Here is an 18167-nt window from a genome sequence, read left to right on the forward strand (position 1 = left end):
GCTAAAAGTTTAAGCAAAGATTTACGGCACTGTGGTTTGGTCGATCTTCAGTGGCATGTGCGAGGCGCTCCCGCCAGTATCGGGCCAGCCAAGAGAGCGACATGGATTTCGTTTCCATCCTTCTGTTCTGGGTGCTGCTTCTGGCAGCGGTGTTGAGCCGTGGCCCCTACATCTTCTATCTGCTGTTCGGCTCCATGTCCTTCGGCTCTTTTGCGGTCATTCCGCCCGCGCTGACGCAGGGCCTCAGTTTCACACCGCCGCCGATCATCGCGCTGGTGATCATCTTCATCTACGCAGGTGGCAAGAACGGCCTTTCACGCATGCTCAGCATTGCCCTTCGCCCGTCGCAATGCCTCCTCCTGACACTGTTCTGGATCGTTGCGATCTGGGTCACCCTCTTCATGCCACGCATTTTCGCCGGCATGGTCACCATCATTCCGATGCGCCTGGAGGAGGCGACGAACGGCGTCCCGCTCTATCCCACGCCACAGAATATTTCGCAGATACTCTATCTCTCCATCTCGGTGATGACCGTCTTTGCCTGTGCGCTCGCCTTCCGGGGGCAGAATATCCGTCAGCATGTGCTGGGCGCACTCTGCCTCGGCGGAGCCATGGTTGTGGTGACAGGTCTTCTCGATCTCGCTGGCGTCGGCCCTTACCTCGATATGTTCAGAACGGCGACTTATGTCTATCTTACCGACGTGGAGATCGCCAATGTCAGGCGGGTCGTGGGACTGATGCCGGAAGCCTCGGCCTTCGGTTCGCTGGCAGTCGCCTTCTTGACCGCCATTTATTTTCTGCGCCGCGCGATATCGAACTCCTTCATCAGGCTGTTTCTCGCACCCTGCCTAATCGTGCTCCTTGCGCTTTTTGCACTCCTGTCCACCTCCTCGGCGGCCTATGGCGGCCTTGCTGTCTTCGGCTGCGTCGCGGTAGCGGAGTGGTTCTGGCGACTTTTGATGACCGAGAAGGGCAGCAGAGCTCGCGAGGGACTGGTGCTGGAATTCTGGGCTATCGTCTCAGGGCTCGCTGCGGTTTATCTGTTGGCGCTTTTCGACCCCGCCGTTTTCAATCCCTTCCTTCAACTCATCGACACCATCATCTTCCAGAAAACCTCGTCTGATTCCTTCGAAGAGCGCAGCATGTGGACTGCGGTTTCACTGAAGGCACTCATCGACACCTGGGGCCTGGGCGTCGGAATGGGAGGCACCCGCGCTTCCAACGGCTTGATCGCTGTTTTCAGCAACACAGGCCTTGCGGGCGGCCTCCTGTATTACGGTTTCCTCATCCAGACCTACCTGCGCCGTGCGGCCAGAGGCGACGACGAGGCTCGGGTCATTCTGACAGCTGTCCGCTTCTACATGCCGCCGGTGCTGATCATGGGCATTCTCGCCGGAACCTCGGCGGATTTTGGCGTCATGAACGCCTGCATTTATGCGCTGGCCGCCGCGATCGCCGCAGATCTCCCTGCGCACGCGCACACCACTCCCGTTACGCGGCACCGGCAACCTGCCGGCGCACGGAGGACAGCCTGATGACGCAAGCCACTGGCGCCCCCCTGACGGATCGGACAATCCACGCCGGGCTGTGGACAATAGGCGCGCGGCTGGCATCCCGCGTCGTCGATTTTCTGACGCTGCTGGTTCTGGCACGTTTCCTTGGGCCCGCCGATTTCGGCCTGGTGGCCACCGCCATGACGCTGATCTTCATCGTCGAGGCGGTGCTGGAGCTGCCGCTTTCCTCCGCGCTCCTGCGCATGCCGGAGATGACACCAAGGGCCTTCGAGACGGCCTTCACCCTCGGCCTGTTGCGCGGTCTGCTGGTTGCCGGCGTGATGGCCGCGCTCGCCTGGCCGATTGCACGCATCTATGGCGACGACCGCCTCGTCCTGCTTGTCTGCACGCTGGCGCTCGCCCCGGCGACACGCGGCCTGATAAGCCCGCAAATGATCCTTTTCGAGAAGGCCTTGGATTTCCGTCGCAAGGGTGCGCTCGAACTGATTGGCAAAATGGTGGCTGCCACCATTGCTATCGGCACTGCCGTGACGACCGGCAGCTATTGGGCCGTCGCCGCAGGGACTGTGGCGACGCCCACGGTCATGATGATCTGCTCTTACTTCATGGCGCCGATGCGCCCACGCCTGACATTGGCCGACTGGCCGCTGTTTTCGGACCTCATCGGCTGGAATTTTGTCTCCCAGACGATTGCCGCCATAAACTGGCAGATCGACCGCATCCTCCTGCCGCGCTTCACGGATGTCGCCTCCTTCGGGCGCTTTGCCGCCGCCAACGACCTTTCGCAATTGCCGCATCAGGCGGTGATTGCCCCGGCCTCTGCCCCGTTGATGGCGGCTTTCGTTTCCGCTCGTGACAATGGCCGCATCCAACAGGCCTACTTGAGCAGCAGCGGCAGTCTTATCCTCGTGCTGATGCCGGTCTACGTCTTTATGGCCCTGCTATCCGGTCCCGTCATCCGGGTGCTCCTCGGCCCCAACTGGGAAGGCGCTTCGCCAATCCTGGCGGGGCTGGCCATCGCAAGCTTGCTCGGCCTGCCGTCCACCACGATGCCGCCTCTGGTGATGGTTCTGAACAAATCCCGCAGCCTGGCCGTTCGATCGGTAATCGAGCTCATTGTGCGGGTGCCCCTTTCCCTCATCGGCGTCACCTTCTTCGGGGTCGCGGGCGCAGTGATCGCCAGGGCAGGCGGATCGATCGCCGTCAGCGTCTCGTCCATGGCTCTCGTCCGTTCCGTTGCAGGCGTGAGCATGCTGGACCAGTTGAGGGCGATGATGAGGCCCGTGGCCTCCATCCTCCCGGGCGGGCTCGTATTAATGCTATGCAAACACTGGATGGACTTCGAACAGCACCTCTACCTGTCATTCATCGCTTCGGGCCTGCTCTTTTGCGCGAGCTACGCGATTTTCGTTCTGATCTTCTGGGTCCTTGCCGGCCGCCCTGGCGGCATTGAGGCCAGTGCCGTCAGAATTCTGTCGAAGATTTTCCTGAGAAAATAGAGCTGCGGCTCAGAGCTCGCCAGAAACCGGCAAGGCCCGCTGCGTCAGAAACCGGCTGATGATACGGGTCGCCTGGGTTCGGGCCGGTAGCGGGGTCAGGTTATGGTCGGCCCCGGCAATAACATGCACCTCGACATTGGGATAGGCGTGAAGCTTGGCAGCGCCTGCCCCGGCCCAGCTGTAGAGATCGTGCAGGCCGGGATCTCCCTCACTGAAGATCAAAGCGACCGGTACGCGTCGGGCGGCAAGCACCTGAAGGCGTTCGCGAACGATGCGGGTGATGCGGTTATGCCGCGACCGGTCTCCCAGGAGTGGCGAAAGCTTCCTTGCAGCGATCGCCAGAAGTGTCTTCGACACCTTGCGCAGGATGGTCGACAGCTTGAGTTCGCCCGCGAGGATCCGTTTAAACTGACGAGTGCTTCGCATGTTCTGCCGATAGGTCTCGATCGGCTCGACCGGTTCGAGGATGGCTTTTAAAATATCCTCGTCCGGCTCCCAATGCAGCTTGCGGACATTGATCATGATGGAGGCTGCAACCCGCGGATCGGCCACGGCCGAAATGAAAGCCGGATAGCCACCACTGCAGCGCCCCAGGAGCACCACGCGTTCGATCCCCGCACGCGCCGCCATCCAGTCGATTGCATAACGAACGTCATCATTGGCACGCAGAGAATACATGACCGGCTGCTCCTGCCCCGACCAGAGCGGCGTTTCCCCGATGCCTGCCAGGTCGATGCGCATGGCAGCGAACCCTTGCTGCGCAAGATCGCGCGCCAGATCGACGGAGTAACGACCCCATCCGATCGAGTGATCGGCGCCAGCATTCAGAATAAGGACAGCAGTCTTGGGCACCGGCCCCTGCGCCGGTGTGCTGAAGGCACCGAAGAACATATCCGATGGTCCGAACCGGACCAGGTCTTCGGAATAACCGTCACCAAGGATGCGCGCAACCGCCGCGTTGGACGCAGGCAGTGCGGGAGCATCTGACCCATGCGAAAAGTGAGCGCCGACCCAGGACACCACCTTTTGAAGCGTATCCACCGGCATGGAGCCGAAGATGGGGCTGGACACGTAGTCGGCATGGTCGAGGAATTCCGTGCTATCGACCGTGAGGCCACCGGCCAAAAGCTCCTCGGCCAGTCGGGCGTCGCCTGCGTTGTCGGGGCGCTTCGCCAGAAAAACCCGCTCGACCACGGGGGCAAGCGAACCCAGCGGCTTCAGCTGCCGGATTTCATTGACAGTAGCCGCCGACAGCACAAAGCCCGCCGAAATGAACCCGTTCGGCGGCCCATCCGTCGAGCCCACCTTGAACTCGCCCTTCGTCATGGCCGTCCAGGCCGCGACCTCGCGAAGGTAACCGCGCCCCTGCAATGCCGGCGCCAGCAGCACGAGGCCGGCGACAGGCCTATCCTGCGCCAGTTCAGCAGCCAGAAGTCCGCCCAGCCCCTGTCCAACGACGACAACCTTTTGGGCCCCAGTAAGGTCGCGCAGATGATCGTAAGCGGAGCAGGCTGCCTTGCGCCATGCGCCTTCATCATCGATCGCGGAGCTGGCATGGGCGGAATGTCCGGTACCCGGCAGATCAAAGCGCAGGCACGGATAGCCGAGCGCTGCCAGACGCTCTCCAAGCACCCGGTAGGTGATCCGCGAACACAGTTCCTCGAAGCCCCAGGGCGAAATCATCAGGACCGCGATCTCACCGGAGGCGGCGTGATACATGCCGGCCAGCCCGTCGAAGCTGACAGGACATGCAAGCGTCGCGCTTCCTGTAACCGTATCCGCCTTCAGGAGATTGCTGATGCTGACACCCATCAAGCTGCCTGCTCCGGCTCCAGGAACACGTCCCCCCCTTTGGCAAGGGGCACGCTGCTCCGCCGACCACAGAGGTAGCCTTCGATCCGTCCGGCGGTGACATGGAGGTAATAAAGGGCTCTGGGAAAATTCAGCCGCAGGCATGAGAGCACCGCGCCGCCTGCGGATCTCACGACATAACGTGCGAAGTATCCCAAGGAATAGCCGTGGCGGCCCAGTACATAACCCATTCCGCGGGCATACCCTCGAGCTTTCCTGCGCATGCGCGCATCGGGGCTGAAGACGTTCAATTCCGGATGGTGTGCGTAGAGGGCGGGATCGTACCAGCCGCGATAGCCGCTCGCGAGCATGCGCAAGACGATGTCCTGCCCTTCATTCGCCTGCCAGAGCGTCGAGGCACCGACACCGACGTCTTCGTCGAAACCGGATACGCCCTCGAATGCCGAACGCGTGAAAAAAAGCATCCACTCGATCTGGGTGGAAAACACATTGGCGGTAGTGACCGGCTGCGCCTGCGGTTCATAGCGTCCGTTGATGTCGCGACCGGTCTCGTCGGCCGCGCGGCCACAGACGATATCGACCCCCTTCTTCGCAAACAGCGCGAGCGCATCGTCGAGGACGCGCGGCGGGTAGAGACAATCATCATCGGGGAAGCAGACATAGTCCCCCACCGCCAGTTCGAAGCCGAGATTGCGGCCCCGGCTCGCTCCGCGAACCCCCGGCACATGCCGGTACTTGAGCGGAAAGGCGGGACTTAAGGTCCGCACCGCATTTGCCAGCACATCGTCGTCGTTCTGATCGACGATAATGAGCTCGAAGTCGCGGCAGGTCTGCGCCTCGATTGTCCGGATGAATTCCAGCACATCCGCCGGTCGCCCCAGGGTCGATATGATCAGCGAGAATTTCATCTTTGTCCCTTCCTCGAATGCTGCCGACTGCGCTCTCACAGATCCAGTATTTTCCGGGGATCGAGCCTGCCGGTCACGAGATCCCTGAACGCGAGGAGATTTCCCGACAACCGACCCCGCCGATCCACCCAAGGCTCCGGACTGAAGCTTTTGATGAGGTTGGCGCTGAAATTGCGCAGATTGCCGTCCCAGGTCTGAAAGAAATTCAAGTTGCCCTTCCGCTGGATATAAATGCGATTGGCGATCTGCGAATAGCCGAGGCGACGACCGGGGCTGCGGCCCGCTTTCTTGGTCCCGAGATGCACCCCGCGCAATTGCGTGGCATGCACCACAATTCCGTGAGCGGCCATCTGTCGGGAGAAATCGACATCTTCCAGCCAGGCATAAAGCGGCAGGTTCTCGTCGAAGCGGATGCCGTAGCGCCGTGCCGGCTCAAGCCGGATCGCCATGTTGCAACCATAGCCGTTGAAGGTTGGGCTGACCGAAAAGGGGCCCTGGAATCGGTCCCCCGCAAGGATCGCCTGCCCCTGCTCCAGCTCGAGCCCAGGCCCGAGCGCTCCATCCTCGATCACATGGCCCGTCGCGACCATGACCCGGGGATCGCCGGCAAAAAGCGCTTCCACTTCGGCCAAATAAGAGGCGGATGGCAGAAAATCATCGTCGAAGAATACCATGACATCGGCCTTGGACGCCCCGATCATCGCATTGCGCTGATGCGACGAGCCGATCGATCCCTCGACGATCCGGACCTCGCCATTGCAGTTCCGAAGCCCCTCCAGGTCGACGTCATCGGCGCGCGCCGGACAAATCAGAAACTCGTTCGGCTTGCGCTTCTGGTTGTTCATGAACGCAACCGTCTGCGTGAGAATGTCACGTCTCCCCGCTGTCGCAATCGCAACCGCCAGAGTGAGCCTTTCCTTGGCCATCAACACCATTCCCCGGAGCGGCATCGCCGCCGATTGTTGTTCATTTCCGCTTGAAGCTCCGGAGGAGCTCAATCCCGCCGATCTTCGATGGGCTAGACGAAACGTCCGCCGCTCGCGGCACTCCACCTCTCGATTGCGGAAGGCAGACGACCTGTGCTCGACAACCCGGTCGAGGAGAGCCAGCCGGGTATGACATCTGTCGACTTGACCAGCTTCGTCACGCGATCCGGATGGATCCCGAGGCCCATGGCCGAGAACGGCTTCAACAGAGCGGCAGCTGCAGTCACGATGGCGCGCGGCACCATGACGGTCTTCACAGCCGGCATGTGGCTGGCACGGAAGGTCTCGACAATCTGCTCGAGTGTGTAGCGGTCGGGATAGCAGCCATTGAACAGCACGAAACGCTCCGGCCGATCGACAGCAAACTGCAGCGCGTCAAGCAAGTCATCAACGTAGAAGCACGCCTTGATCGTGTCCTTGCGGCCTGGATAGACGAAAAAGCCCTTCTTCATGAGGGTGGCCATGCGCGTGAAATTGCCCCCTTCACCAGGTCCAAAAATCACGGCAGGACGGCAGATCACGAGCCTGCGGCTGTCGTCTTCCTCAAGCCAGGCAATCTGGATGCGCTCGGCCATGAACTTGGACCAGCCGTAGGGAGACACGGGCGCCGGCGGGGATGTCTCGCTCTTCGTTTCCTCGCCTGGCCCATAGACGGATATGGAGCTGGTAAAGACGATCTCCTTGACACCGAGACGTCGCGCAAGCGCGGTGATTGCCGTGGCGCCAAGGATATTGGTTTCGTAATACTGGTGATCCGGATGCCCGGGGGTCGTGTGGACGGCTGCAAGATTATAGATCCGATGGATCTGCATTCCGGGATCGAATTTGGACAGGTCTCTCACATCCGCGTTGAGATAGATAACGCCGTCCCGCCGGATGCGCGGCGGCTTGATGTCGACAGAGACGACACGATGGCCCTCGGCAGCGAGCCTCGCGACCAGATGCGTCCCGATGAAACCGGAACCACCGAACACCAGAGCGTTTTTCGAGCCTTCATTTTGCATGCACTAAGCCTTCCTACATCGGAGGTCGTTTGCCGGGGACACGGCCTACTGGCAGCTTGATCACAAAGCACAACCGGCCGGCAGCGTCCGCCATAGACAAAGGCTTTGAGAGCCCATCCTTGCGCGAACAAGCTGCCCGCCAGAGGGCAGACCGCATCCATCACTGCTAGGATAAAAACCCTATTGGTGTAATTTCTGTATGAATTCGGGACTACCGGGTCCTATAATGGCAAGAATGGTTAATCCTTGGTCTCGACAGTGAATGCGTCAAAGCCAAAAACAACACAACTGAAATGCCCTTTGAATACACGCGAGGTGTGTTCGGTGGTCATGGCACGGCATAGAATGTGAGACGACGTTAACCAGTTTCAATTTTTTTTGTCGCTTCTATTCCGGAATCGTACAGAAATTACGAGATCGCCGGGATTTTAACCGAAGGCGCACGTTTTTGTTCACCGCATTTCTATAGATGCTGCTGCCTATGACTGATCGTTGTCCGGGTTCGGATGCTCAATCGCTTCCATGGAGTCTCTGTTGAAGGTCGCACTGGTTCATTACTGGCTCGTGGGAATGCGCGGAGGCGAGAAAGTCCTTGAGGCTTTCTGTGACCTCTTCCCTGACGCAGACATCTTCACTCTGGTCGCAGATCCCGAACGCCTGTCGCCGAAGATTCGCCGGCACAGCATCACCACGTCATTCCTGCAGAAGATTGGCGGTCGCAAGCATTATCAGAAAATGCTGCCTCTGATGCCGCATGCATTGGAATCACTCGATCTCACGGCCTATGATCTCGTGATCTCCAGCGAAGCCGGCCCTGCCAAGGGCGTGATCACTCGCCCCGATGCACTGCACATCTGCTACTGCCATTCCCCGATGCGCTACATCTGGGATCTCTATCCGCAATACATGGCCGAGTCTGGCCTGCTGGCCCGGGCAGTGCTTTTCATGGCGGCACCAGGCCTGCGGCAATGGGATGTGACGACCGCGCATCGTGTCGACCACTTCATCGCCAACTCCGATTACGTCGCCAAACGCATCCGCAAATTTTACCGCCGGGAAGCGGAAGTGATCCATCCGCCGGTCGAGGTCAGCCGATTCAAGATCTCCGGCGGGCCGAAGGATTTTTACCTGTCGGCGGGCCAGATCACGCCCTACAAGAAGATCGAGCTTGCCGTTGCCGCCTGCACGCGCCTGAACCTGCCACTGGTGGTCATCGGCGATGGCGCCTCCACCAAGCTCAAGCAGTCGGCCGGCCCTACCGTCAGCTTCCTTGGATCAGTCTCGGATGCCGAGATGGAACGCTGCTTCTCGGGCTGTCGCGCCCTCTTGTATCCCGGCGTAGAGGATTTCGGTATCGTGCCGCTGGAAGTCATGGCAAGCGGCCGACCGGTGATTGCCTTTGCGCGGGGCGGCGCTTTGGAAACGGTAGTCGAGGGTAAGACTGGCCTCTTTTTTCAAGAACAGACCGTGGAAGCGCTGTGCGGAGCACTTACCCGTTTCGAGGCCGACAGCGGCAGGTTCGACCCGGCGACCGTGCGCGCGCATGCCATGAGTTTTGAGCCGGACCGCTTCCGCGCCGAGCTGAAAAAGTCCATAACAGACTGCATCAGCCGCCAGAACCAGAGGAGCGCGGTGAAGCCGCAGGTTTGGGACAAGAGCGCGTGAAACCGATTGTCTTCAACGGCAAATTCCTGACCGTCGCACCGACCGGCGTGCACCGTGTCGCAGAAGAACTCATTCAGGCCTTCGAGCGCCTGATGGTAAACTGTCAGCTTGTCGGAGAGCTTCCCGAGGTCACCGTCGCTGCCCCGACGACCGCCGAACGCAAACCGGCACTCTCCTTGATCCGTCTCATAAAGCAAGGCTTCGCCAGTGGCCTGCCGCGGGAATTTCCGTGGGAGCAGATCAACCTTCCCTGGATTGCCCGCAATGCGCTGCTGATCAATCTCTGCAACATGGGACCAATCTTCCACCCAGACTCGCTGACGATGATCCATGACGCGCAGGTGTATCTGACACCCGCTTCCTATTCTCTGGGCTTCAGGCTCTGGTATCGGCTGATCCAGCCCCTCCTTGGCCGGACCAACCGCCGCATCCTGACGGTGTCGGAATATTCTAAAGTTCAACTGGTTCGCTACGGCATCGCGCCCGCCGAGAAAATCACAGTCATCTACAACGGCTGCGATCACGTTCTAACGCATAAGCCGGCCCCTGGATTCGTCGCGGAAAGGGGGCTTGAACGCGGTGGATATGTCGTGGCTCTGTCGAGCACACAGGCGCACAAGAACATCCGGGTGCTGTTCAAAGCTTTTTCCGACCAGCGTCTTTCGCATCTGACCCTTGTTCTGTTCGGCGCGACAAACCGGGAAACATTCGAGAATCTGGGCTTCGAGGTTCCGGCCAATGTCCGCTTCGTCGGGCGTATCAATGATGCGGAACTGTCAGCCCTCATGGTAGAGGCACTGGCCTTCGCCTGCCCTTCGACCACGGAAGGCTTTGGCCTGCCGCCGCTCGAGGCGATGATCCTCGGCTGCCCTTCCATTATCTCCCCTTGCGGAGCGCTGCCGGAAGTGTGCGGCGATGCAGCGTTGCAGGCTGCCCCCCACACGCCCGATCAATGGGTTGAACAAGTCCTGCGCTTGGCCGACGATCAGGGCTTGCAGGCACGTTTGCGTGAAAAAGGCCGGCAACGAGCGGGTCTTTTCACTTGGGATACCGCAGCCCGCAAGCTGGCCGAGGTGATCGGGCTGACGGTGCTCGACGCATCCCTTGAGACGTCCGCGTCGGCGACCAAATCACGGTAAACAATATCTTAAGACATCGCCCATAGGCTTCGCTCGGATCAGTGGTGATTCCGAACATTCAGCCAACCTTTGAGCGGTACGTAGCATGGTCGATAATTCGATCCCTCCGGTGGAGCGCGAAGAGATGCAGAATTCAGGTTCGATCCCTCAGATCGACCTGGCGCATTTCTTTTCGGTCCTGCGTGGCGGCCTGCTGGGCATTATCGTCATGACCGTGCTCTTTGCCGCAGCGGCAGTGGGCTTTTCGCTATTGCTGAAGAACTATTATGTCTCAACGGTCAGCATCCTCGTCGACCCGGAAGGCTCACGGATCGTCGAAGGCGAGATCTACGGCGACAGCCGCGCAACCGAAGCTCGGGCACTGAACCAACAGTATATCCTCACCTCCGTGCGTGTTCTGAGCGCGGTGGTGGAATCGCAGTCGCTGGTCGATGATCCCGAATTCGGCGCCGCAAAGCCCTTCGAAAGCGATCGCGGCAAGCGCGCTCAGCGTGCGCTCGAAGCGTTGCAAAAGGCCATCGTTGCGGACCTGAACAAGGCGAGCTTTGTCATCGACCTATCGGTCACGACCGGAGACCCGGCCAAATCGGCACGACTCGCCAATGCTATAGCGGAAACCTACATCCAGACCCGAATTCAGATGAACAACGGCGTCGTTCGCCAAGCGACGACGGATCTTTCAGCACAGCTCGCGAGCCTGGAAAAGGCAGTCGAAGACGGTGACCGAGCCGTCCAGGCCTATAAGGCCGAGCATAACATCGTTGATGTCGGCGGGCGCCCGACGTCCGAGCAGCAGATCGCCGAGACAAACACCGAGATCACCCGCATTTCCGGAACGATTGCCGAAAACGAAGCGTTGATGTCGGAACTCAAGCTTGCGCGTTCCAACCCGGAATACCTGCGTTATACGCCAGACGCCTCCCTGACCCCGGCCATCATCGAACTGCGCACTCGCTACCACGCGGCGCTGGAGCAACAATCAGTCCTGCAGTCCTCCTTTGGTGATCGCCATCCGGCGCTGCAAAGTGCGCGCGCCCGTACCCAGGCCGTATCGGCCCTCCTCAATACCCAGTTGAAGGATTTTGAGACCTCGCTCGCGCGCAATGCCGAGAAGCTTAAAAGCCAGCGGCAGCTGCTGCAGAAGAACCTCGCCTCCCTCAAAGCGAACCTGAACGAATCTGACGAATCGATGGTTCAGTTGCGCGAGCTCGAACGCAAGCTCGCCAGCGATCGCCTCGTCTACGAATCCTTCCTACTGCGCACACGGCAGCTTTCGGGCCAGGAGCGGACCGTCAGTGAAAATCCGCAGATCATTTCTGCTGGCCAGGTGCCGTTGAGCAAGGCCGGACCCCGCCGCTCCCTGATTGTCGCCGGTGCAACGATCCTCGGTTTCCTCGTCGGATGCGGAATTGCGCTGGCGCGCGATATGCGGACGTCAACCGAGCCACGGGCTGCTTCCATACCGGCGTCAACACCGATGGCACAGGTGGCGGCGGCGAAAATGGCAGAACCCAAGCGCCGGCGGCGGACGTTCCGGGAATGGCTGCGCCCCGAGCCCCGCGACGAGCCTGCACCCTCGGCAGACAATGATACGCCGGATCGTGAGGAACTTCCGGCACGGATCAAGAACCGTCGCACACGGGTTACCGGCCCCGCCGCAGATGACGGTGACCTCTACGCCGCCGCGACGCGTCAGTTGATCCGACTGACCCAGGGAAGACCCAATCATATGGTTGTGGTTTACGCATCGGGCCAGCACCGCGATGGCCATCGTACGGCCCTGCAACTCGCCAAATCAGTGGCCGGCACAGGCAAGAACCTGTTGTTGGTCGACGCCGAGCGCGAGGCCAACCTCACCCGTCAGGCAGCAGCCGTCGGTAAGCCGGGATTGATGGACGCGATCTCTCTGCAGCGGATCGAGGGTGACTTCGTCAATCCGGACAGGACACCGGGTCTTTGGCTGATGCCGGCCGGCCGCCGCTCGCCGCGCATTTCAACAAAGGGTATTTCCCAATCGCAGACACTGGTCGACTGGCTGGAGGCTGACGGCCTGCTCTTTGATCTCGTCTTGGTCTATGTCGGTCGCTGGAACGTACAGCAGGCAACGCCTGCCATTGAAGCCGCGGCCGATGGTTTCGCTGTCATCGGCAACTGGTTCAACCGCCGGGATGTTGAAGAAACGGTTTCCTCGTTGGAAGAGCACGACCTGCGTCCCACCCTTCCCCTCTTCCTCGACGAGGAGGTGGACAGCGTTCCCCGCGCCGGCTGAGGCTGACCGGCTGCAGCCATTGCAAGCCGGGAGTGCTTGAACGTCGTCCCGTTAGGCACATCTTAAGTCTGTCTTGCGAATGACCGGGAAGTTGCAGGCAAGCCAGCATCTGGTTGCAGACAATTATCATTATCGAGAGAAAAGACATCTATGTCTTAAGCCGAAGATAATGAACTGCTGGCGATCTGGAGCGCGGCATTGAAGAAAACAGGATTGAACTTGGTCCTCGAGGGACACCTTCGAGTGAACTTACGTGGCGGCGGCAGCCACTGCCTGTGCCCTCTCTGCGCTTTACCGCCGGAGGTCTGCAAGCCGTGAAGCCACCGGTCGAGCGTGTCGTCATCATCAACGACTTCTCCGTTGCGCGCGGTGGCGCAACGACGCTCGTACTTCTACTGCTCAAACTTCTCAGATCTCGCGACATCCCGGTCACCCTTATCGTCGGGGACGATGGCGAGAACCCACTCTTTTCCGAGCTCGGATTGGACGTGGTTCCCCTGGGCCAAAAGGAATTGCTCAAGGGCAATCTGTTGAGAACTGCGGTCAGTGGTATCGACAATGCTCCAGCCAGTAAACTTGTCCAGGACTGGATTGCGCGGAACGATACGCCCGGCACCGTCTATCACGTACATACCTGGTCGCAGATCCTGTCGCCTTCGATCTTTCTGCCTTTGCGCCGCGTTGCGGATCGCACGGTGTTTCACGCCCACGATTCCTTTCACGCCTGCCCTAACGGCGCCTATATGAACTACCCGAAGGAAACCCAGTGCATGCTGGTCCCCCTTGGCGGGCGCTGTCTTACGACGAATTGCGATCGCAGGTCTTATGCCCACAAGCTCTGGAGATCGGCGCGTCAAGCCCGGCTTTTCGTCGCGATGGGCCAGGATATTCCCTGGGGCAGCATCTTGCTCATCCACGAAAAGATGACTGACGGTTTCAAGCGTGCCGGTTACACAACCGACATCTTGCGGACCATTCGCAATCCCGCCTCACCTTTCATTGCGTCCCGCGTGCCAGCAGAAGACAACAGGAGCTATTTCTTCATCGGCCGTCTGGAGCAGGAAAAGGGACCGCAAGATGCCCTTGCCGCCGCGCGGGCGGCAGGCGTCAGCCTCGAGGTCATCGGCGACGGCCCGTTGCGCGAGACGCTGATGGCACAGTATCCGGACATGGTCTTTCACGGCTGGCGCCAGGCAGACGAAATCGGCGAACTCATCAAGAGGGCCCGTGCGCTCGTGATCCCGTCCCGTCTTCCAGAGCCCTTCGGCCTTGTTGCCGTTGAAGCCGCCGCGAGCGGCATCCCACTGATCCTGACCGAAATGGCGCTGCTCGCCGACGAAGTGGTCCGGAGCGGCATTGGTCTCACCTGCAACACGCAGGACACCGCCAGCTTTGCCACAACCTTGCGCACGATCGAAGAGATGTCGCGTGAAGATCTGCATCGGATGAGTGAGCGGGCCTACGCGGGCGCAATTGCCATGGCCAATACGCCGGAGGCTTGGGCAGACAAACTCCTTGACGTCTACAAAGATCTACTGACGGCTAGCCACTGACCCTCTTGGGCACACTTGTGTGCCATACCCTTTAAACACCTTCAGCGCTTGCCCCGCTGCAGTCTGATCACACGGTCGAGCGCGACCAAAAGCGTGCGCTTAAAGCGCCGAAGAACCCTGCGCCAAAGCGGCAGATGCCCGTCAATCAAGAGCATGTTCATTGGTAGCGACGCCATGGTGCCTCGCACCGGACGCAGCGGCGCGTCCTCGGCAGTGATTTCGTAGAACAACTCCTGATCAGGCCATACATAGCCGTCATCCCAGGTCCAACTGTCATGTTTCTGATAGTGCTGCTTCAAGGACAGCGCGAGGCTCTTATTGGTCGGCAACGTAATGGAGCCCCCGAGCCGAGGCGTGTTCATTTCCATGAAGGAGAGGACTCGATCACTGGCATAACCGGTCACGACCAGCCGGAAATCGCGCTCCTTTTTAAGCACAGCCACGGCCCGGTAGACCTGCACATGCTCTTCGTGGCCGTATTCGCCCCAGGGATTGTGGGTGACCACCAGATCACCCTCCGCGATATGCTCGGCAATGGCGGCTCTCGCGAGTTCGAAATTGCGCTGATAACCGTCACGGTCCCGGCCACACTGAATGCCATAGGCCGTCTCGATCGGACGGCCCCAGTTCGTCGTCAAAAAACTGCGCGATTCCCGGATGTTGAGACCGATGACGGACGTCAGGGGAAAATCCCGCAGGAGTGCCGCACGGCCCCGGCTGACGGCAGCGTCGGCCGTGTCCCCGTAACAAAGGATAACCTTCTTGGCCGTAGCCAGGATGGAACTCGCCCAGAGGATTTCGTCGTCGGGGTGCGCCATGATGATGACGCAGTGATGGAAATCGCGCGGTTGCAGCATGGCGCCTGTCGTCGTTTCGGTGCCGATACACTGCCCGCCTTGACCGCCCGACGCAACCGGAAGAGGGTGTCCGGCTCTCGTTAAGGTTAAACCGCCTTCGCTGCTGCGCATGCATCGCGGAGGCTGCACGCGCCGGGGCGGTTAGGAACCCGAGCGGAAGATGCGCCACTTCGTCGGACTGAAACGCACCTTGGAACCGATCGATACCTCGGCGGAAAGCGGCAGCTCGATCTCGATATGGTGGGCAGGCCCCTCCCCCGATGTATCAAGTTCCGCAATACGCGTTCCAGCCAGGCGCCGCTGAGCGGTCACCGTTCCCTGAATGCTCTCCGGACCATCCGACAGCACGACATCCTGGGGACGGAAATAGAGATGCCCCGGGCCGGTGGCTTCGCCAGCCGCGAGTGCCACCTCAGCGCCCTGGAACACGACGTGTCCATCCTTGACCGTCACCGGCAGATGCGAGGACTCGCCGATGAACGAGAAGACGAAGGAGGAATTGGGCCGGTCATAGACATCGTCGGCCGTTCCCACCTGTTCTACTTTGCCCTGGCTCATGACCACCACACGGTCAGCCAGTTCCAGCGCCTCTTCCTGGTCATGCGTGACAAAGAAGGTGGTATGGCCGGTGCGGTCGTGAAATTCGCGCAGCCAGCGCCGCAGATCCTTGCGCACCTTGGCATCAAGCGCGCCGAAAGGCTCGTCCAGCAGAAGAACCGACGGCTCGATGGCCATTGCACGCGCAAGCGCCACGCGCTGCCGCTGACCACCGGACAACTGGGCCGGATAACGCTTGTCCAGACCTTCAAGTTGCACCATTGCCAGAAGATCGGCAACACGCGTCTTGATCTCCGCCTTGCTCGGCCGGGTGCCGCTCGGGCGCACTCGAAGACCAAAGGAAATGTTCTCGGCGACAGTCATGTGCTTGAACAGGGCATAGTGCTGGAACACGAAACCGACGTGACGCTCCTGCACCGACTTGAACGAGGCATCCTCGTTGCCAAAGAAGATCTGCCCTTCTGTCGGCTGTTCAAGGCCCGCAATAAGGCGCAGCAGGGTTGTTTTCCCGGAGCCGGAAGGTCCGAGCAATGCGATAAGCTCGCCCTTCTGGACAGAAAGGGAAACATCGTGAAGCGCCGGAAACTGTCCGAACTCCTTCCTGATGTTCTTGATGGCGACTTCCATGGGGACCCCTTTCAGTGCTTCCGCGTGCCGGAGAGTTCAGCGCTGTACCGGATTTCGAGGATCGTCTTCAGCGCAAGGGTTACGAGCGCGAGGACGGCCAGGAGCGTCGATACGGCGAACGCCGCGACGAAGTTGTATTCGTTGTAAAGAACCTCGACATGCAGAGGCATTGTTTCAGTCAGGCCGCGGATATGGCCAGAGACCACCGAGACTGCCCCGAATTCGCCCATGGCGCGCGCGTTGCAAAGCAGCACGCCGTAGAGAAGGCCCCATTTGATATTGGGCAGCGTGACATACCAGAAGGTCTGCCAGCCGCTGGCTCCGAGAGACAGTGCCGCCTCCTCGTCACCAGTGCCCTGCTCTTGCATCAGCGGAATAAGCTCGCGCGCAACGAAGGGAAAGGTGACGAAGATGGTCGCGAGAACAATGCCCGGGATCGCAAACAGGATTTCGATGCCATACGACTTGAGCCAGGGACCGAGCACGCTGTTTGCGCCGAAAAGAAGGACATAGACGAGCCCCGAGATGACCGGCGAGATCGAAAACGGCAGGTCGATCAAAGTCGTCAGGAAGGCCTTGCCGCGAAACTCGAACTTGGCAATGGCCCAGGCCGCCGCGACCCCGAAGACCAGGTTGAGCGGAACGGCAATCGCGGCAACCGTAAGAGTGAGGCGGATTGCCGAGAAAGTATCGGGTTCGGCCAGCGCCTCAAAGAACGCCGGCACACCCTTGCGAAAAGCTTCAATGAAGACCAGCAGCAGGGGCAAAAGCAGGATGATCGCCATGAAGCCCACGGCAATCGCAATCAACACGATGCGCGCTAGAGGAGTTTCCGTCGCAGGATCGTGAAAACGCGCGTGACGCTCAGCGGACATTGGCGAACCTCCGGCGGCTCCAGGCCTGAAGCAGATTGATCAGCAGAAGCATGGAGAAGGATATGACCAGCATGATTGCGGCGATGGCGGTCGCGCCGGCGTAGTTGAATTCTTCGAGCCGGATGACGATGAGGAGCGGCGCGATTTCGGAAACGTAAGGAATATTGCCTGCGATGAAGATGACCGAGCCATATTCACCGACGGCGCGAGCAAAGGCCAGCGCAAAACCGGTGAGGATGGCAGGCGAGAGGCTGGGCAGAACAACCATCCGCACGGTCTGAAAGCGTGTTGCGCCGAGCGTTGCCGCCGCCTCTTCTACTTCGCGGTCCACTTCCTCCATGACGGGTTGCACGGTGCGCACTACGAAAGGAAGTCCGATGAAGATGAGGGCGACAACGATACCGGCCGGCGTGAAGGCAATCTTGATGCCGAGAGGTGCAAACAGCGCGCCGATCCAGCCGTTCTGAGCATAGAGAGCGGCAAGTGCGATACCGGCGACGGCAGTCGGCAAGGCGAAGGGCAGGTCGACGATGGCATCAAGCAGGCGCCTGCCGGGAAAATCATAGCGGACCAGGACCCAGGCGACGATCACGCCGAAGATCACGTTGACGATCGCCGCGACGAGTGCCGCGCCGAAGGAGATTCTGAGGGCAAGCAGCGTGCGTTCGTCGGACAGAATGTCAAGGAAGCCACCAATCCCGAGCGAACTCGCCCGCACGACTAGGGCTGCAAGCGGAATAAGAATGATCAGGGTCAGGTAGGCAAGCGTATAGCCCAGCGTCAGCCCGAAGCCGGGCAGAATGCTCGGCTGGCGCCATGTTCGCTTCCTCGCTGTACTCATCAATATGCTCCCGGCCGGCCCGCGCTGACCGCGGTGTGTCGCCATTCATAGCGAGGCTAA

14 protein-coding genes are annotated in these 18167 nt (G+C 60.2%); 6 read left to right on the top strand and 8 right to left on the bottom strand.

Annotation, left to right across the window (positions count from 1 at the left end; all coding sequences use genetic code 11):
• Nucleotides 1–101: 101 nt before the first annotated feature.
• Entirely contained in the window at nucleotides 102–1535 is a 1434-nt protein-coding gene (locus tag FJQ55_RS20880) for a hypothetical protein (RefSeq protein WP_140831623.1), read from the top strand.
• Nucleotides 1535–3013: a lipopolysaccharide biosynthesis protein gene (locus tag FJQ55_RS20885; RefSeq protein WP_140831625.1), complete on the top strand. Its 1479-nt coding sequence runs from the start codon at nucleotides 1535–1537 to the stop codon at nucleotides 3011–3013. The genes FJQ55_RS20880 and FJQ55_RS20885 overlap by 1 nt, the downstream gene beginning before the upstream one ends.
• A gap of 9 nt (nucleotides 3014–3022) precedes the next feature.
• On the opposite strand, the gene FJQ55_RS20890 is transcribed toward FJQ55_RS20885, so the two are convergent.
• The 4 genes from FJQ55_RS20890 to FJQ55_RS20905 form a co-directional block, all read right to left on the bottom strand.
• Nucleotides 3023–4825 (bottom strand): alpha/beta fold hydrolase, encoded by a 1803-nt coding sequence (locus FJQ55_RS20890; RefSeq protein WP_161597015.1) that lies wholly within the window; start codon nucleotides 4823–4825, stop codon nucleotides 3023–3025.
• Nucleotides 4825–5733, bottom strand: coding sequence for a glycosyltransferase family 2 protein (locus FJQ55_RS20895; RefSeq protein WP_140831629.1), 909 nt, complete (start codon nucleotides 5731–5733; stop codon nucleotides 4825–4827). The genes FJQ55_RS20890 and FJQ55_RS20895 overlap by 1 nt, the downstream gene beginning before the upstream one ends.
• 35 nt (nucleotides 5734–5768) lie before the next feature.
• Nucleotides 5769–6659 (bottom strand): glycosyltransferase family 2 protein, encoded by an 891-nt coding sequence (locus FJQ55_RS20900; protein ID WP_140831631.1) that lies wholly within the window; start codon nucleotides 6657–6659, stop codon nucleotides 5769–5771.
• A 92-nt stretch (nucleotides 6660–6751) separates the two neighbouring features.
• Entirely contained in the window at nucleotides 6752–7723 is a 972-nt protein-coding gene (locus FJQ55_RS20905; protein ID WP_140831633.1) for an NAD-dependent epimerase/dehydratase family protein, read from the bottom strand.
• Between the two features lie 534 nt (nucleotides 7724–8257).
• Between FJQ55_RS20905 and FJQ55_RS20910 the strand changes: the two genes are divergently transcribed.
• The 4 genes from FJQ55_RS20910 to FJQ55_RS20925 all read left to right on the top strand — a co-directional run bounded on the left by FJQ55_RS20910 (nucleotide 8258) and on the right by FJQ55_RS20925 (nucleotide 14349).
• Nucleotides 8258–9388: a glycosyltransferase gene (locus FJQ55_RS20910; RefSeq protein WP_140831635.1), complete on the top strand. Its 1131-nt coding sequence runs from the start codon at nucleotides 8258–8260 to the stop codon at nucleotides 9386–9388.
• Entirely contained in the window at nucleotides 9385–10527 is a 1143-nt protein-coding gene (locus FJQ55_RS20915) for a glycosyltransferase family 4 protein (RefSeq protein ID WP_140831638.1), read from the top strand. The genes FJQ55_RS20910 and FJQ55_RS20915 overlap by 4 nt, the downstream gene beginning before the upstream one ends.
• A gap of 85 nt (nucleotides 10528–10612) precedes the next feature.
• Nucleotides 10613–12796 carry an exopolysaccharide transport family protein gene (locus FJQ55_RS20920; protein WP_140831640.1) on the top strand — a complete coding sequence of 728 codons (2184 nt, stop codon included), beginning with the start codon at nucleotides 10613–10615 and terminating at the stop codon, nucleotides 12794–12796.
• 314 nt (nucleotides 12797–13110) lie between these two features.
• Complete coding sequence (locus FJQ55_RS20925; RefSeq protein ID WP_140831642.1) at nucleotides 13111–14349, top strand: glycosyltransferase family 4 protein; 1239 nt, start codon at nucleotides 13111–13113, stop codon at nucleotides 14347–14349.
• Nucleotides 14350–14390: 41 nt separating this feature from the next.
• Here the strand turns inward: FJQ55_RS20925 and FJQ55_RS20930 are convergent, their stop codons facing one another.
• The 4 genes from FJQ55_RS20930 to cysT all read right to left on the bottom strand — a co-directional run bounded on the left by FJQ55_RS20930 (nucleotide 14391) and on the right by cysT (nucleotide 18107).
• Nucleotides 14391–15206 carry a PIG-L family deacetylase gene (locus tag FJQ55_RS20930; protein WP_161597016.1) on the bottom strand — a complete coding sequence of 272 codons (816 nt, stop codon included), beginning with the start codon at nucleotides 15204–15206 and terminating at the stop codon, nucleotides 14391–14393.
• 141 nt (nucleotides 15207–15347) lie between these two features.
• On the bottom strand, nucleotides 15348–16391 hold the full coding sequence (locus tag FJQ55_RS20935) for a sulfate/molybdate ABC transporter ATP-binding protein (RefSeq protein WP_140831646.1): 1044 nt from the start codon (nucleotides 16389–16391) through the stop codon (nucleotides 15348–15350).
• A gap of 11 nt (nucleotides 16392–16402) precedes the next feature.
• On the bottom strand, nucleotides 16403–17266 hold the full coding sequence (gene cysW, locus FJQ55_RS20940; protein WP_140831649.1) for a sulfate ABC transporter permease subunit CysW: 864 nt from the start codon (nucleotides 17264–17266) through the stop codon (nucleotides 16403–16405).
• The gene (cysT, locus tag FJQ55_RS20945) at nucleotides 17256–18107 is read right to left on the bottom strand and encodes a sulfate ABC transporter permease subunit CysT (protein ID WP_140831651.1); all 852 of its coding nucleotides are present in this window, start codon (nucleotides 18105–18107) and stop codon (nucleotides 17256–17258) included. Before cysT ends, cysW begins: the two co-directional genes overlap by 11 nt.
• Nucleotides 18108–18167: the final 60 nt, after the last annotated feature.

The organism is Rhizobium glycinendophyticum (assembly GCF_006443685.1).
GTDB classification, from domain to species: domain Bacteria; phylum Pseudomonadota; class Alphaproteobacteria; order Rhizobiales; family Rhizobiaceae; genus Allorhizobium; species Allorhizobium glycinendophyticum.

Bases quoted from the DNA above. Each gene is read 5' to 3' on its own strand.
- FJQ55_RS20880 (WP_140831623.1), top strand. From the start codon at position 102: ATGGATTTCGTTTCCATCCTTCTGTTCTGGGTGCTGCTTCTGGCAGCG.
- FJQ55_RS20885 (WP_140831625.1), top strand. From the start codon at position 1,535: ATGACGCAAGCCACTGGCGCCCCCCTGACGGATCGGACAATCCACGCC.
- FJQ55_RS20890 (WP_161597015.1), bottom strand. From the start codon at position 4,825: ATGGGTGTCAGCATCAGCAATCTCCTGAAGGCGGATACGGTTACAGGA.
- FJQ55_RS20895 (WP_140831629.1), bottom strand. From the start codon at position 5,733: ATGAAATTCTCGCTGATCATATCGACCCTGGGGCGACCGGCGGATGTG.
- FJQ55_RS20900 (WP_140831631.1), bottom strand. From the start codon at position 6,659: ATGGCCAAGGAAAGGCTCACTCTGGCGGTTGCGATTGCGACAGCGGGG.
- FJQ55_RS20905 (WP_140831633.1), bottom strand. From the start codon at position 7,723: ATGCAAAATGAAGGCTCGAAAAACGCTCTGGTGTTCGGTGGTTCCGGT.
- FJQ55_RS20920 (WP_140831640.1), top strand. From the start codon at position 10,613: ATGGTCGATAATTCGATCCCTCCGGTGGAGCGCGAAGAGATGCAGAAT.
- FJQ55_RS20930 (WP_161597016.1), bottom strand. From the start codon at position 15,206: ATGCTGCAACCGCGCGATTTCCATCACTGCGTCATCATCATGGCGCAC.
- FJQ55_RS20935 (WP_140831646.1), bottom strand. From the start codon at position 16,391: ATGGAAGTCGCCATCAAGAACATCAGGAAGGAGTTCGGACAGTTTCCG.
- cysW (WP_140831649.1), bottom strand. From the start codon at position 17,266: ATGTCCGCTGAGCGTCACGCGCGTTTTCACGATCCTGCGACGGAAACT.
- cysT (WP_140831651.1), bottom strand. From the start codon at position 18,107: ATGAGTACAGCGAGGAAGCGAACATGGCGCCAGCCGAGCATTCTGCCC.